At 40.3% G+C, this 15,563-nt stretch carries 11 protein-coding genes; all 11 read right to left on the minus strand.

Annotation, left to right across the window (positions count from 1 at the left end; all coding sequences use genetic code 11):
- Positions 1-107: 107 nt before the first annotated feature.
- The gene (locus tag MUN53_RS15050) at positions 108-1,310 is read right to left on the minus strand and encodes a FecR family protein (RefSeq protein WP_243326329.1); all 1,203 of its coding nucleotides are present in this window, start codon (positions 1,308-1,310) and stop codon (positions 108-110) included.
- Positions 1,311-1,378: 68 nt separating this feature from the next.
- On the minus strand, positions 1,379-1,963 hold the full coding sequence (locus MUN53_RS15055; protein ID WP_243326330.1) for an RNA polymerase sigma factor: 585 nt from the start codon (positions 1,961-1,963) through the stop codon (positions 1,379-1,381).
- 537 nt (positions 1,964-2,500) lie between these two features.
- Positions 2,501-3,541 (minus strand): family 43 glycosylhydrolase, encoded by a 1,041-nt coding sequence (locus tag MUN53_RS15060; RefSeq protein WP_243326331.1) that lies wholly within the window; start codon positions 3,539-3,541, stop codon positions 2,501-2,503.
- Positions 3,542-3,664: 123 nt separating this feature from the next.
- Entirely contained in the window at positions 3,665-4,597 is a 933-nt protein-coding gene (gene rsgA / locus MUN53_RS15065) for a ribosome small subunit-dependent GTPase A (RefSeq protein ID WP_243326332.1), read from the minus strand.
- Entirely contained in the window at positions 4,597-5,160 is a 564-nt protein-coding gene (gene frr / locus MUN53_RS15070; RefSeq protein WP_022455821.1) for a ribosome recycling factor, read from the minus strand. The genes rsgA and frr overlap by 1 nt, the downstream gene beginning before the upstream one ends.
- Positions 5,161-5,408: 248 nt before the next feature.
- Positions 5,409-6,584 (minus strand): MFS transporter, encoded by a 1,176-nt coding sequence (locus MUN53_RS15075; RefSeq protein ID WP_243326333.1) that lies wholly within the window; start codon positions 6,582-6,584, stop codon positions 5,409-5,411.
- 24 nt (positions 6,585-6,608) lie between these two features.
- Positions 6,609-7,319 (minus strand): UMP kinase, encoded by a 711-nt coding sequence (pyrH, locus tag MUN53_RS15080; RefSeq protein ID WP_022455823.1) that lies wholly within the window; start codon positions 7,317-7,319, stop codon positions 6,609-6,611.
- A gap of 282 nt (positions 7,320-7,601) precedes the next feature.
- A complete protein-coding gene (locus MUN53_RS18315; RefSeq protein WP_317236354.1) occupies positions 7,602-8,624 on the minus strand; it encodes an alpha-L-rhamnosidase-related protein in 1,023 nt (340 codons plus the stop codon).
- Entirely contained in the window at positions 8,585-10,261 is a 1,677-nt protein-coding gene (locus MUN53_RS15090; protein ID WP_262918242.1) for a family 78 glycoside hydrolase catalytic domain, read from the minus strand. Before MUN53_RS15090 ends, MUN53_RS18315 begins: the two co-directional genes overlap by 40 nt.
- A 35-nt stretch (positions 10,262-10,296) precedes the next feature.
- Complete coding sequence (locus MUN53_RS15095) at positions 10,297-13,104, minus strand: hypothetical protein (RefSeq protein ID WP_243326334.1); 2,808 nt, start codon at positions 13,102-13,104, stop codon at positions 10,297-10,299.
- 27 nt (positions 13,105-13,131) lie between these two features.
- Positions 13,132-15,474, minus strand: a complete 2,343-nt coding sequence (locus MUN53_RS15100) for a family 78 glycoside hydrolase catalytic domain (protein WP_243326335.1) — start codon at positions 15,472-15,474, stop codon at positions 13,132-13,134.
- Between the last annotated feature and the right edge of the window lie 89 nt (positions 15,475-15,563).

The raw sequence follows: 15,563 nt of genomic DNA on the forward strand, positions 1-15,563 counted from the left end.
TACAGTTAATACTTTTATTAGCGTAAATGTTTCTTCGGGCCGATCAATATGGGGGTATTGTTCGGCCTACTTTTTTGGTATTAGATTGTTCTTATTTCATAAGCATTTCAATTTAAAGGTTCATACTTAATAATTATTTGTTCATGATCATGTTCTACTTTAATTGGAGCCGCTTTGGATAAATTCTCCAAAACATCGTCTACTTGTTCTGTCAAATCCAATTTACCACTGCAGTTTAAAGCTCCTACTTTTTCATCACACACAATGGATACTGCATAATAGCGAGACAAACGCTTGAAAAGAACAGATAATTGTTGACCAGCAAATTGATAATACCCGTTTTTCCAAGAGATATAATCTGTGGCATCCACCTCTTTTATGGAAGTTTCTTCCGTTTGTTTATCATATTCATATAATTCGTTTGGAGCCAATACTTCTGCCGTATGTGCCTGCGACTGTACTTCCACCTTTCCATTTACCAAGACAACCTGTTGCTGATTGTCTTCAGGATAAGCACAAACATTGAAACTGGTTCCTAATACTCGAACTGACATTTGTCCTGTCTTTACATAAAATGGTTTGTCAGGATTCCGTGTTACCTCCAAATAAACTTCGCCATCCACATAGATTTCTCTTTTATCTCCTTTAAATAAATGTGGATATACAACTTTAGTCGATGAATTAACCCAAAGCTTTGTTCCATCTGATAAGGTTAAAAAAGAACGTTTTCCTGCCGGAACAATCAACTTATTCAATTGGACTTCATCTTCGTTCTTATGCTGGACGGATTGCTTCCGTATACTTTCTGAATTGACGCGTACTTCACCTTTTTCATCATAAGAAATTTGACTTTCCGCTTCGGATATCAATACTTTCTCCTCATTCGAGAAGACTAACTGAACTTCATCCTGTTCCTTTTCCGCCGGTAGATCTGCAATGATCGTTTGATAATCAATTTCTTTTTCCGGTAATAAATAAGGTATTGTCAAGGCTAGAACGAGAATAGCCGCAACAGCTGCCGCCACACCATACCAGAATAACTGGAATCGTTTCTTTTGCTGATTTTCCCGTTGAATCTTATTCCAAAGGTCCGATACTTCCGATGCCGGAAGAAGTGGACGACTTACATCTTGCCGGAAACGGTTCATGAGCATACGAGCCATCCGTATTTCTTTTGCCAACGACAAATCTGTCCGTTCCAAATCCAACCAAAAAAAACGTGTTTCTTCCGTTGGATGCAATTCGGAATGGATGAAGAAGTCATCATTCAACAATTGTTCTGCTGTATATCCGGTATAGTTCTTATTCATTTTTTATCCTGCTTTGTCTATAAGAGTAAGAGACCGGATTTTTATACTCAACAAAAAGGAACTTTTTTTCAAAAATCAATAAAAAATTTTTCCAGACAAACAAAACACAGAAATAAGAACAAATCTCCGCACGCTTCGCGTATTTTTTTCAGGGAACGCTGAATCAAGTTTTGGGCCGACTGATAATTCAAATCCATCAATCGGCATATATCTTCCATAGGTAACTCTTGGACAAAACGGTAATACATAATTTCTTTCTGACGAGGTGTCAGAACTGAAAGCATCTTTTGTACCTGATGAGTTTCATTATGCAAGGATTCGTCTTCAATAAATTGGTCTTCCACACTCATTTCTGCAAGGAAAGGAATCTCTTCTTCTATGGAATCATACTTCTGGCTACGCAGTAAACTCCTACAAATATTATGTTTCAAGGAAACCAGCAAGTAGGTTTTAACTTGACAGGATACCTCTAAATGGCTCCGATTGGCATACAGATAGACAAATAGATCCTGAATACAGTCTTTCACCAGCTCTGTATCCAAAGTAAAGCACAGCCCATATTGATACAGGTCTTGTACGTATTCTTCGTAAAGACTAGCATAAGCCTTATCATCACCTGCCATAAACCGATTCCACTTTTCTATAGGCTCCATGTTTGCATTCCTATATTCTTTGAGTATTTATTTGCAAAAATAGATATATTTTCCTAAAAAACAACTTAATCAACAGATTCCTGCCCTTCATATCTACTCTAATCTTACATATCTCAAAAGAAAACAAGGGTTCACACACTCCCCTATTTCATTCATATACAAGTATTTGCCTTGAATAGTGTGAAAGATAGTAAAAAAATATTTCAGAACAGGATATGACATATCTGAAGATGACACCAGTTATTACTTTTTTCTTTCATGTTGAAATGTCAAAGAACTCACCTCTATACAATAGGAAACTCATAAAAAACATACGATATATTATTTGATTCACTAATGTGAATTAAATAAATCACCTATATGAATTAATTGAATCACAGTTATGAATTGATTAATTCACATTAGTGAATTAATTAGTTTGTTAAGAATAAATGAAGAAAAGACAGGACTAAAACAGTAAAAACAAAAAAGTCATGCCTTATTTCCTTCCGTATTCTGAAAGGAATAAAGCATGACTTCAATATGCTTTCAATGAATTTATTCTGTTTCGTCGGGTAAATAGAATTCAAAATCGGCATCATGATCGCAGGTCAATGTGCCGTCTTTGAAAACCAACTGAGCCACTTGGATAGACGAACGGCGTAAGTCGTATGGCAAAACGCCGTTTTCACCCAGAGGCGCCTCGTTATGACTGGTTCGTCCCGGATGCGTGAAATAAAAGATATAAGCCCGATGATTGGTAACAACCACATCGGCATGAGCACCACTGGGTGTATCTTCCGGTCTCGAACTTGCTTCTCCTAAAATCAAGCCTTGTTTTTCCCATTTATCCAAGTCTTTGGAACGATAGATGCGAAGACCTTTCCATTCATCCGTCAACATCCAGAAGTATCCACGGAAACGAAATACCTTAGGCCCTTCGTGAGCATCACCGTCGATAACTACCTTCGAAGCCGACCAGTCATGCAAATTCTTGCTTTCCGCCATCAAGGTATGCGATCCTGCCGCTTCATCCTTGTACCACATACGCCAACGACCATCCGGCTTCTGATAAACCGTTGCATCGATCACCGAATTGGACGATAATTTCAACGGACCTACACATTTCCAATCCCACAAATTACGACTGGTATAATGTACAATCTGCTTGTCTCCGCCCCAATGACTACGAACACCACGGATGTAAGCCACAAACATGTGGTATTCACCATCCCAATAAACCACTTCAGGAGCCCAGAATGTATTATGACCTTCTTCGAATTCCAAATCTAATGTTCCCCGATACACCCAGGTTTGTCCATGATCTGTCGATTCGGCCACACCAATTTTCGTTCCATAACAATACGCTACATCCGGCGCATCCAAGTTTGCCCGGCGCTGGGTATATAACATCCACCAGCTTTTGGCTTCCTGATTCCAAACAACTACCGGATCGGCCGCACCATCTGTTACCGGATCACGATACAAAGGAGCTGGAGCTTTATGAACTATATCTTGTGCAAACAGCGGAAAACCACATACCCATGCCAACAAGACATACAAACCGATACGCAATAAGGTAAAACTTTTCATTTTCATTGTCTATTAAAGATCCTATACTTTGATGAGGGTTATTTCTAAAACTCCCGAATTCCGATTTTAAAGTTCATGACTTTTGAAAACGAAACTCGGGAGTTTTATAAGCTAAAGAAAGAATACAACTTAATATTCTTCCCTATATTTACTTTCTTCTTTATCTTCTAAGATACTCAAATAACTTTTATAGCGCGATTCGCTAATATAATGTTCCTCGACAGCCTGTAATACCGCACAACCCGGTTCATGACGGTGCGTACAATTGTTAAACTTACATCCGGCAGAGATCTTGAATATTTCAGGGAAATAATGCGAAATCTCCGCATCTTCCATATCAATGGTTCCAAACCCTTTGATACCCGGCGTATCAATCAGATAACCACCTTCGGGCAATGCCACCATTTCCGAAAAGGTCGTTGTATGCATGCCTTTATTGTGATACTCAGAAATATCACCCGTACGCAAACTTACGCCCGGAATCAGTTTATTGATAATTGTAGATTTACCTACACCCGAATGACCGGAAAGCAAAGTAATCTTATCTTTCAGATCCGCTCTTAATCCATCCAATCCTTCTTCGGTCTTGGCACATAAAGTCGTACACGGATAACCGATAGTCGTATATAAATGAATCAAGCCCTGCATGTATTCCCAGTCTTCTCCTTTATACCGGTCAATCTTATTGAACACCAGTTTAACCGGGACCCGATAAGCTTCGGCTGTTGCCAGAAAACGATCAATAAAAACAGTCGTGGTAATCGGGTAATTGACCGTTACGATCAGCATCGCCTGGTCTACATTGGCAGCAATGATATGCGCCTGTTTAGACAAATTCGATGCACGGCGAATAATATAGTTCTTCCGTTCTTCAATCTGACAGATAAACGCCGTACCTTCACGGTTTTCTTCTATTTCAACCCGGTCACCAACAGCCACCGGATTGGTAGTCCGAATACCTTTCAGACGGAAATTACCTTTGATCTTACTCTCAACATATCTTCCGTCTTCCGTATAAACGGTATACCAACTACCCGTATTTTTAATTACCAAACCTTTCATTAAACTGTCATTATTTCTTTTTCTTTGGCAATATACAGTTCATCTACTTTCTTGATAAACTTATCATGAACTTTCTGAACTTCTGCCTCTGCATCTTTTTCCACATCTTCAGGAACACCGTCTGTCTTGATGCTCTTCTTCAAAGCTTCAATAGCATCACGACGGGCGTTACGGATACTGATTTTCGCCGTTTCCGTTTCCTGCTTAGATTGCTTTGCCAACTGGCGACGACGTTCTTCAGTCAATGGAGGAATACCCAAACGAATGATTTCACCATTGTTTTCCGGAGTAATACCAACTTCAGAGTTCAAGATCGCCTTTTCGATTTCCTTGATCAAGTTCTTTTCCCACGGTGTAATGACGATTGTCTTCGCATCCGGAGTATTGATGGAAGCAACATTACTTAACGGAGCCATACTGCCATAATAAGGAACACGAATTCCATCCAGAATTTTCGGATTCGCCTTTCCTGCGCGGATACGAGCCAACTGTTCATCCAAATAAAGGATAGCAGATTCCATTTTCTCTTCTGCTTCTTTCACAAACTTCTTTGTATCAACCATATCTATACCAATTTTATTCGTTTTTATTATCAAGATTAATTTTCTTCCTTGTTTTTTCTTCTGCCAACCAGCTCCGTTTTTCTTTCATCCTAAAGCCAGTTATCTTTTGATTTTTTAATTATAAACAAAGGTAATGAAAAGAATTTAAACTTTGCAAGCCGCAAGTCCTTTTTTGAGGCCTGTTTATTTCAGAATGTTAGTAACATCCAACTCTTTGTCCTATAACCGAAAATCCCATGCCACAAAGACTACTCTTGTGGCATATCAGGATGTTTCTTAAAATAACCGGACAAATAAGTCAGATACAAGGCTCCTACACCCAGTATGATCAGCGATCCGGCCTGCGAATCAATCCAATCGGAAACAATTCCCATCGGCAAAACGAACAAAGCACCGCCACACAGTCCTGTAATCATCAATCCGGATACTTCATTCTTCTTGTCAAAGAAAGCATTCAGCACTTTAGATATCAAGATGGAAAAGATATTTGCATTACCAACACCCAAAACTAGCAGTACTACATACAATTGTTCTAATGTGAAGGCAAACGACAAACCGATTAAAGCAAACAGCAATTCCAAAACGCTCCAACGAAAAAAGCGGTCCGGCGCCATATACTGTAAGGCAACTGCACCGATCAGGCATCCAACCGTTCTGGAAAGGAAATAGATACTACCAGCCATACTGGCATCTGCAACCGTAAAGCCCAAGCGTTCGATAAAGAGTTTGGGGGCTGTCAAATTAATTCCCACATCGATTCCTACGTGGCAGACGATACCAATCCAGACCAAACGAATCAATGGCTTACTCAATAGTTTCCCATAACTTTTCAGAGAATCACTTTCTGAATAATCATCCAGTTCTTCAATGGATGTAAATCCCAGACCAATGATAGAGACAAGGGTAATCAACATAAAAACCGGATATAATTCACGCCATTCATTCATGGTCAGCGCAGCCCAACTGGCTATTAACGGAGCCAGGAAGGAAGCTATACCTTTGATAAATTGCCCTAAGGAAAGAGAACTTGCCAAATGTCTTTCAGACACGACATTCGACACCAATGGATTTAATGAAACTTGTAAAAGGACATTGCCAATACCCAATAACGAAAATGAAATCAGCATCATGACAAACTCATAACGCAACAAGGGAATGAGCAAGGAAACTGTCGTAATAAACAAACTCAACAACACGGTTTTCCGTCGTCCGATATAGTTCATCAGAATTCCTGCCGGTATCGAAAACAACAGAAACCATAAAAAGACCATTGCCGGACACAAATTGGCCATTGTGTCCGACAATTCAAAGTCAACTTTCACGTGATTAGCCGCAACTCCTACCAGATCCACAAATCCCATTACAAAGAAAGACAACATAACAGGGATAAGTATCAACGAGGAATGCGTCCTATTTCTTTTCATAAAAACGTATCAGGAAAAGTATCTTTAATTATGCACATACGTACCGATGTCTTCGCCATCCATCACTTTCTTCAGGTTTCCGTTCTTGTCCATGTTAAAGACAATAATAGGTAAATTATTTTCTTTGCACATGGTCGTTGCCGTCAAGTCCATCACTTTCAGACCACGTGTATAGATTTCGTCATAGGTAATATCAGAGAACTTCACAGCCGTCGGATCTTTCTCGGGATCTGCCGTATAAATACCATCTACACGTGTTCCCTTCAACATCACATCTGCTTCAATCTCTATACCGCGCAGCGAAGAACCTGTATCAGTCGTAAAGAATGGATTACCGGTTCCACCCGACATGATGACTACATAACCTTGTTCCAACAGTTCGATAGCCCGCCACTTGTTGTAGAATTCACCGATCGGTTCCATACGAATAGCTGTCAGCACCTTGGCCTTCACACCTAAAGCCGTCAACGCTGAGCTCAAGGCCAAACTATTGATAACCGTAGCCAGCATTCCCATCTGATCACCTTTCACCCGGTCGAATCCTTTGGATGCGCCACTTAAGCCACGGAAAATATTACCTCCACCGATAACGATACCAATCTGAACGCCCATTTCAGCTATTTCCTTGATCTGTTCAGCATATTCGTTTAAGCGTACTTCATCAATACCATATTGTTTGCTACCCATGAGCGATTCACCGCTCAACTTCAAAAGAATCCGTTTATACTTAGCCATAAACACATTTGATTTTATTGGTTTCCGACAAATGTACGAATATTTATTCAGTTCTGACGACTTTTCCATAGGATTCACCCACAAATGAGTTCAATACTTCCTGAACAAAGCTTTTCCTAACTCAATCAACAAGAAGCAGAAAACGCTATTCCACGTGACACATAAGCGCAACACTGCGTCGGGAGTCAACGTAAGGTTGCGTCGGGTCTTAACACAACATTGCGTCGAGTGTCAGCGCAACGCTACGCTAATACCCGACGCAATACTACGTTTCTCCCTCAACTATCGGGAACATTCTATCTGATAACTACCCGACTCTAATTCCAAAACTTCTTTGCCTTGCGATGGCTGACCATTTACACAAACAGATTCAGCCGGGAATGGCAGAGCAACGGATGCCGAAGCACCAACCGGTATTTGCACATCCAATACGAAAGAAGCCTCTTTCTTTTCCCATCTGACCTTCAACAAACCATAAGGTGTATCTTTGGATGCCTGAACCCACGAAATATCATTTACCACCTGAGGTTTAATCCAGATATGCTTGTAGCCCGGCTTACTTTCATCCGGCATGATTCCAGCTAATGCCTGATAGAACCAGGCACCAATTCCATTATAACAATTATGAATATGGCTACGTTCTCCATTCCAATGCTCCCAAGTAGTAGTTGCCCCGTTATCCAACATATACAAATAACCCGGATAATCTCGTTTCTTCAGCATCTGATACATCCATTCGGCCAGACCATTCTTAACGGCCCATTCGGTTAATACCGGAATGCCAACCAAACCTGTTGCCAGATGTCCCTGGAAACGGTTAGCCGTCACTTCATACAAAGTCTTCAGGACTGTCTCCTTCAGGTTGTCCGGTGTGACTCCAGCCAACATCGGATACACTAAATCAATTTGTGTCCCGCTGGCATAAGTATTTCCTTTCGCATCATAGAAAGTCTCCTGTATCCGTTTCGTCAGCGCATCATACTTTGCTTTATAACCACGACTATCATCCGCTTTATTCAGCAAAGAAGCAATTTTACTCATGGTCTGGTAACAAACCGCAATATAACAGTTATCTACTAAATCAACAGACAACGGATTTGTCTGATCAATACCAACCGGCGTTGCCCAATCACCCAAATACCAGTTTCTATAAGAAGTATCCGGCCACTTCTTCAACAAACCATCTACAGTATAATGAGCCACATATTCCAACCATTGCTGCATATACGGATAATAACGGTCCAATAATCTCCGGTCTCCATAGTTCAGATAGGTCTGCCAGGAAGCCGTAATAATAAAACCCACCAGAACGGACCACCACCCGCTGCATACGGATTCGGAGCTGTATGAGGCAGACTTCCGTCTTCCCGCATACAATCAGCCCATGACTGCATCCAGTTCATATACAAAGGACTGAGGTTAAACATGGTCTGCACCGTAGGAGTTGAAGCATTACCGTCTCCACCATAACCCAATCGTTCAATTTGCGGACAATCTACCATATATCCACCCAATGTCAGACAGCGCAAGGTATAGTGAATCATATCATGAATGGCATTCAAATCCTTATCCGAACAAGCGAAGAATGATTCCCCACTATAATTGGTATGTACTAATGAAGCCGTAATTGCCGACAAAGCCGGAGCTTCTTTCAGATTCGTCAGTTTCAGATAACGATAGGCATGATAATTGAATTTATTGGAAAAGACTTCAGCCGAATCAGCACCGGAAGCTATATAATAATCTTCGTACAAATGATCCCGGAATTCCCCTTTATCATCCAGGAAGTCACAATAACTGATCCGTATTTTCTGTCCTTTCTCTAATGGAGGAAACTGTATTTTCGTCCAGCCTGTCAGATTTGTCCCCAAATCATAAATCCAGGCTGAATCACCGGATGCTTTACAGGTGAGCGGATGTAAATGTTCTCGTATGCCATTCAGTTCAGCCATCTGAGGAGAAACCTTATGTAAAGGAATATCGGCCAAGACTGCTGCATTCCAATCAACGGAATTCAGTATCTTCCTATCCAAAGCAGGCAATACTCGATCAGCCGAGATTTCTTCTCCTCCAAACTGCCAAGGCCGCCACGTACCCGTAGAAGCATAACCACTTTCACGCGTTTTCCAAGTAGAATCTGTAATCAAGCTCGTTCTCCACTCACCATTTTCAAACTCTTCCAACTGAGCTCGAACAAACGGACCACCATTCACTACGCCCGGAAGTCCATCCTGATACCAACCTTTCCCTAACCAAAGAACGAAATCATTCTCTCCTTTCTCCAATAAACCAGTTACATCATACGTAACACTCAAAGACCGCTTATCAAATTGAGATACAGCCGGAGTCAAAACAGCGTCACCAACCTTCTTCCCATTCAGATAAACTTCGTGATACCCTAAAGAATTAACATGCAAGAAAGCCTTTGTTCCTTTTTGATTCCACTGAAAATGTTTCCAAAGTAAAGGCGACTGCGGTTTCCCTGAAAGCGTATCACTTCCAATATAAGAAGCTTTCCAGTCAGACGGATGTAATAATCCAATACCAAAACAAGCCGTCTCACTCCAGTCGGAAGCCTTATCATTGCCATCCCAAACACGAACCTTCCAGTAAACAAACTCCTTTGAAGCTAATTCATTTCCCTGATACAAAACCCAGGCAGATTCCGGGCTTTCAACTTTACCGGAATTCCACAAATCAGCCTTCTCTTCTGTCAATAAATCTTCATCAGTTGCTACCAGAATCTGATAAGCCGACTGACAAAGGCCATTATCTTTCGCTTCAAGCTGCCAGCTCAAATACGGTTTCGTATGATCAATCGCCAAAGGATTAATCAACTTCTCACACTGTAACTCCTTCACAATTAAAGTCGGATGGGAAGAACAGGCACCCAACACGGTTAAAAGGAATATACTTACCCAATAAATAATCGAAGTCTTCATTATTAGATATTAAATTTATAAGTCCAAGACGTTCATTACTCAACCACATCAAAATCTTCCATCAAACCATAGTCACACATTTGATATTCATTTCCAGGTATCTGCTGTTTGATATTTTTCCAATGCCAAGGAGAAGCAAGTCCTGGTACAGGATTATTGTAATGCGGACCTAATAAATTCTTATGACTACCGATGACTCGTACTTCAACAATATTCTTTCCTTGCTTTAATAAGGAAGTAATATCCAGCCTATAAGGATCAAAAGCAATAATTCCGGCCTTGACTTCATTTACATACACCTCTGCCACTGTTCCCTTCCAAGCATTTAACTGTACTGTATAAGATCTGTTTATATCATCTATACTATACTCTTTTGTATAAGATACTTCCCACGAATAGAAAGGTTGCTTCTGCTCTTTCCAACTTCCCAATGTCAGTTTCTCAACAGGCGTTGTTATACTCCATCCCTTCTTTTCCGGTACAACAGAAAAATCGCCTATCACATATAAAGGTTCTATCTCGGCATAAATACTCATTGGACTCACACTCATCTCAATCGTATTGATACCTTGTTTTACTTTATCACCAATAGAATAAACTCCAAATGAACGATCCAACCACCATGCTCCTGGAGTAGCAGATAATGTTTCTCCATTTATTTTTACCTTAAATATTTCCGGACGTTCGGCAACTAATTTCATCGTTGAATAATCAAATTTATCTTTTACTGTAAAATGATAGGAAGTTGTAAATCCCCCTGTAGTAAAAGTATCCCGATCCAATATATTCCGCTTGTATTGAACAGATGTGTTCCATGGATTCCCATTGACAAAACCATATTCCCGAAAAGTAGCATCGGCTGCTTGAGCAAAGTAAACATTCTTAATTGTCTTTCCTTTAATTGTTACATCGCAGAAATCTATCGTCAAAGCATTTTCCCGCAATCTCTTTATCTGCAGATCGCCTTCTGGTATCAACCTGGTATTACCCGCTAACACAGGCTCTTTTTCATAGCCATTCAATGTCTTATGACTACAATAAAGCAATAAACTACCAGCAGGTTCCAATTCAAAATGCACAGACAGATTTTCTTCTTTCTGATCTACCGGGTATTCATATATTTTCCCCTGCATAGCATCCAATTTAAGAACAGATTTACCTTTCAATAAAACTGTTCCTCGAGTAACTTCATTCATGGAAGAATTTACCAAGAATAATAATTCTCCATCTGCAAATTCACGTCTTTGATGATATAAATCACCTCCCGTAAATGTGAACAGACAATCTTTATTCTCAAAATACTTCTGTATGATCTCTTTGGTTAAGGTGGGAACAGAAATTACAGACTGAGCCGACAGTAATTCTGATAATTTAGAATCTTTAGCACCATCCAACCGGTTGGGAGCAGAAAAACAGATTAATTTGCCACTTTTTTCCACAAACTTCCGTAACAAATCAAATGTTGGTTTATTCAAAGTTTCCATCATCGGAGGTAAAACTACCACAGAATAAGAGGCCTGACCAATAACAAATTTTCCATCCTCTACAGTTCCATGATCTTTGATAATATTTTCAGACCCCAAATCATATTCAACCTGATTCTTTTCTAAGTCTGTTACAAAAGACTGAAAGGCCTGACCAATTTCCATTAACTTCGGACTACTCTTTGTATGTGAATAATAGCTCCATAAAGTGGAATTCGGCTCTATGACTAAAATTTGATTATTCTGCTTTCCTTTACTTAAAGCTAATGAAAGACGAGCATAATAGTCATTCTGATTAAATAGCATATCAATTGCCGGAACCTGATGCCAGGCATACATAGCCATATTATCCGGTCCATCATTCATATACGGCCACCCATGTTCCCAATAATGACCAGTCCATTTCAGATTATTCTGTTCACAATACTGATGAAACGGTTTTGACCAACGATCGATAAACAGTTGCAGCAATGTTTCCATATAATTATGACGGACTTCTTTCCAGTTTCCGACTTCCTCTTCTAACAAAGGCAATAAAGGTTTTAAATCATATCCCCACTTTTGCTTAAATACAGAAAACAGATCCGGAGTCCATCGCAAACCACCCGATGTCTGGATATTTGGTTCATCCGAAAAGATACCGGGAAGTGTTTTACCAAAGTCCTCTTTAGCAATCTTTTCATATCCTTTCATGGTTACTTCCAAGAACTTTTCAGTTACACCTTTCACCATCACATCCACATACGAATAACCTCCATACCAGTCAGAACGACCATAATAAGTTTTCTTATATAAATAATATTCACCCTCGGTATTTCTATAAGAAGAAATTTTATTGGTGATATCTATCCAGTTCTCTCCCTCTTTTTTCAGACAAATAAAATAATCCGCTGTATTCTCAGGCAAAACATTTACTTTTTCTAAAGCTAAGCCTTGTCCCTGATTATAAGATTCCGGCATTTCTTCCGGGACATGTCCTCCGGCAAAACCGCTCGGATATGAATTTTCATCATAGATCCATACTTTAATATCCTTTTCCTTAGCATAATCAATGGCATGTTTATACAACGAATACCATTCATCAGACATATATTCCGTAATCAAACCGGGACGAGGATGTACAAAAAGGCCACCAAAACCGGCATCCTTCAATTCCTGAATAGTCCTTTCGACTTCAGCATTTGTCACTTTACTATTCCACACAGCCAATGGAGCTGTCCGATAATCGGACGAAGGATTCGTAAAACCAGCTTCCAGATCTTTAAATGAATCTTTTGATTTGGAAGGATTTCCCTGACAATTAGTCAAGAAAAACAAAGTTGAAAAGCTCGCAATTATAATAGATAACAACTTTCTCATATAACTTATTCCTTACATAATCCCAACTCACTTCCTCACTTCAAATCCATAAATTCCAGAACCTACGGTGACAACTGTATAACCTTTTTCCTGACGAATAGTAACTGAGGCAAGATCTTTTACAGCTATCCCACTTTCAGTGATTTGATCAACCTGTGTTGTTGGTAAATAGACAGATGCAGAACTATTGGCAGGGACTTCTACCCGAATAGTGAATTTTTCATCTGTTTCTTTCCAATCTGAGACAATCGTTCCATAAGGAGATTCATAGGACGTGCGGGCACTTCGAACATCACCTACCGGAGACGGCTTGATAACAATATGTTTAAATGCAACAGAAGTCTCATCTTGACGGATACCACCTAAACCACTGAAAAGCCATTCCATCAAGTGTCCTAACATAAAGTGATTATTGGAAACAAAGCCATAGGCTTGCCAAGATTCGGTTAATGCCGTAGCTCCATGGGCTAATTGCCAACCATATCCCGGAGTATCGTATTTACTGTTCATATCATAAATGATATCGGATGCGCCTCCAGCTTCCAAAGCACGCAAAACATAACGATAACCAACATCGCCTGCTGTCAACGCATTGTTTCTTGAACGTATATCTTTTACCAGATTATCATATACCTGCTGATGATTTTCTGGTGTCGTCAGTCCCATATATAAAGCAACAGCATTAGCAGCCTGACTGTTCCGGTCATATTGTTTTGTTTCCGGATTCCAGAATGTTTTGTTGAATGCCGTCTTAATTGCTGCCGCCAGATTCTTATACTTCTCAACATCGGCTTTCTTTCCTAACAGATCTGCCATTTTTTGCATCAAACAAACATCATAATAATAGATGGCCGTAGCAGTAACTCCATTGGATGTCAACTGAGAAACGCTCGGGGCATTAGGGCCAATGTCAAACCAATCGCCCAAACCATAGGCAACAATATGATCTTTTGCCTGCGAAGACAAGTATTCTATATAGCGTTGCATATCCGGATAATATTCCGCAATCAACCGGCTATCACCATACCACTGGTAAATATACCACGGACTGATGATAAACGAACTGCCCCATTCCGGTGTATCCTTAAAACCACCTTCAAACTCCACTAACTCCGGAGCAATCGTCGGGACCATACCATTCTTAGCCTGTGTAGAACGCATGTCATTCATCATCTTCTCATACATCCGAGCCAGATTATACCGATATTGTACCGAATATTGCATCAAATGGGCTTGTTCCAACCAACCTAACTTTTCTCGATGCGGACAGTCTGTCAATACACTGGCCATATTGCTTCGAATAGCCCAGTCTATTAACTCATACGTCTGATTAAATAAGGGTTTAGAACAATGGAATGTTCCAACTTCCGGAGCCGAGTTACAGGTATGTAATCCTTTTAAATCCAAAATAACCGGTAAAGATTCCGGATTATCCTGTCCGGCAGGAACTGCTCCTTCAATTTCCACATAGCGGAAACCATAATACGTAAACTGGGGTTGCCAACAAACCTTTTCATTTCCTTTCGTGGTATAAGCAAACCAGAAAGGAGCTCCTGATGCACTCTGATTAACGGTACTGTCCGGATTTAACAGTTCGGCCGGATAAAACTTCACTTGCTGTTTTCCTTTAGATTGCATAGACAGATGAATCACACCCGAAAAGTTTTGTCCCAGGTCATATACCCATTTCCCTTTCTGATTCTTGAAAAGACGAACGGTAGGAATACTGTCTCTTACGGTCAATGGAGCAGAAGCTTGCGCCAAAAGCTGGGTATTCCAGCCCGTATTCAATGCATCTTTCCAGTTCTTATCATTAAATCCGGGTTTTGTCCATCCGGGTTGTTCCCGATTGGCATCATAATCTTCTCCCCCATAAATACTACTATATGTAATCGGGCTCTCGGTTACTTTCCAAGATTTGTCCGTCACAATGGCTTCTATACTTCCATCCATATATTCCAGACGGATATTCATCAGCAAACGAGGAGCCCCATATGATGTAATCAGCTTAAAATAACGTTCACGCGGCACATTGAAGAAACCGTTTCCCAACATCACACCTACGGCATTCTTTCCTGTATGAAGTTGCTGGGTAATATCAAAAGGAACATACAAAGCACACCGGTCATATTTTGTCCAACCCGGATCCAAGAAGTGGTTTCCTACTTTCTCTCCATTCAGGAACATATCAAAATGCCCTAAACCTGAGACATAGGCTATGGCCCGTTTCAAGGGTTTCTTTACATCAAATTCTTTACGGAACTGAGGCAAAGCATACATACCTATCTTTTGATCAGGCCGGAACTTACGATCCACTTCGCCCAGTCCATGTACACCCGTTGTAATAATCCTAAAATCCGCAACTATCATCCAATACACGATTAAGGGTAGATTTATGAGTCGTTAGTAGCAGCTTTCAGTAAAAAGCAACAGCACAACATCAATATGTAGCCACCATC

Source organism: Parabacteroides faecalis (genome assembly GCF_022809355.1).
Classification (GTDB): domain Bacteria; phylum Bacteroidota; class Bacteroidia; order Bacteroidales; family Tannerellaceae; genus Parabacteroides; species Parabacteroides faecalis.

Coding starts and splice junctions, on each gene's coding strand:
- MUN53_RS15050 (WP_243326329.1), bottom strand. CDS start 1,310: ATGAATAAGAACTATACCGGATATACAGCAGAACAATTGTTGAATGAT.
- MUN53_RS15055 (WP_243326330.1), bottom strand. CDS start 1,963: ATGGAGCCTATAGAAAAGTGGAATCGGTTTATGGCAGGTGATGATAAG.
- MUN53_RS15060 (WP_243326331.1), bottom strand. CDS start 3,541: ATGAAAATGAAAAGTTTTACCTTATTGCGTATCGGTTTGTATGTCTTG.
- rsgA (WP_243326332.1), bottom strand. CDS start 4,597: ATGAAAGGTTTGGTAATTAAAAATACGGGTAGTTGGTATACCGTTTAT.
- frr (WP_022455821.1), bottom strand. CDS start 5,160: ATGGTTGATACAAAGAAGTTTGTGAAAGAAGCAGAAGAGAAAATGGAA.
- MUN53_RS15075 (WP_243326333.1), bottom strand. CDS start 6,584: ATGAAAAGAAATAGGACGCATTCCTCGTTGATACTTATCCCTGTTATG.
- pyrH (WP_022455823.1), bottom strand. CDS start 7,319: ATGGCTAAGTATAAACGGATTCTTTTGAAGTTGAGCGGTGAATCGCTC.
- MUN53_RS15090 (WP_262918242.1), bottom strand. CDS start 10,261: ATGAAGACTTCGATTATTTATTGGGTAAGTATATTCCTTTTAACCGTG.
- MUN53_RS15095 (WP_243326334.1), bottom strand. CDS start 13,104: ATGAGAAAGTTGTTATCTATTATAATTGCGAGCTTTTCAACTTTGTTT.
- MUN53_RS15100 (WP_243326335.1), bottom strand. CDS start 15,474: ATGATAGTTGCGGATTTTAGGATTATTACAACGGGTGTACATGGACTG.